The sequence below is a fragment of the Treponema sp. R80B11-R83G3 genome, assembly GCF_054786115.1.
The window spans coordinates 1-630 of the sequence record NZ_BDHF01000411.1 but is presented as its reverse complement, the minus strand read 5'-3'; the positions used below and the strand labels follow the sequence as shown (position 1 = coordinate 630).

At 47.1% G+C, this 630-nt stretch carries 1 protein-coding gene and 1 pseudogene; both read right to left on the bottom strand.

What is annotated here, in order from left to right; all coding sequences use genetic code 11:
• A partial coding sequence (locus ACYVRH_RS14175) for a hypothetical protein (protein WP_461257519.1) occupies positions 1–340 on the bottom strand: 340 nt, incomplete at its 3' end.
• A 1-nt stretch (position 341) separates the two neighbouring features.
• Positions 342–630, bottom strand: a pseudogene (locus ACYVRH_RS14170) (hypothetical protein); the annotation flags it as partial.

Here is a 630-nt window from a genome sequence, read left to right as displayed (position 1 = left end):
CTATAAATGAAAGAGGGGCTGTGTAATTGACACGTCCTGCCTTTAGGCTTGAACTGCCGAATATCATGTTGTATTCCGTTCGGAGCAGTTCGGGTATATAGAAAAAATCTTCTTCCTTCCCGATTGAAAAACCTGCGGATATGATTAGCTCCCCATTTTCGCCTAACGGCGTTGAGAAGCGTGGGAAAATCGCCGTCTTAAAATCAAAGGCGTTGTCCTCGGTTACGGTGTTGCCGAATCCGCCGTCTGCGTTTATCACAAGAGCGAAGTCGTAGGCGGAGAGTGAGGCGGGTATCGTCAAAATCAATATTAAAAGTATTTTGTATAAAAGTTTTTTCATTTTAATTCTCCATGTCGAGGATTTTGTTTACATAGTAGAGGAGCCGTTCGCCCGACACGAAATCGGAGGGGTCGCTGCGGTTTTGAATAACGTTAATGTAAGTTAATTGGCGGTAGGCGTAGCGGCGGTTTTTGGTGAGGGTGTACATTACGCCGCCTTTCATGTTGAAAGAACGCATTAACAGCAGGGATACGTTATCGAGCCGTGCCGAATCGCCTGAAGCCGTGTCCTTGGGTAGCCCCCCTCGCTCGACAGCCAAACTGAAAGCGTCATCGGCGCTTGTTTGTTTT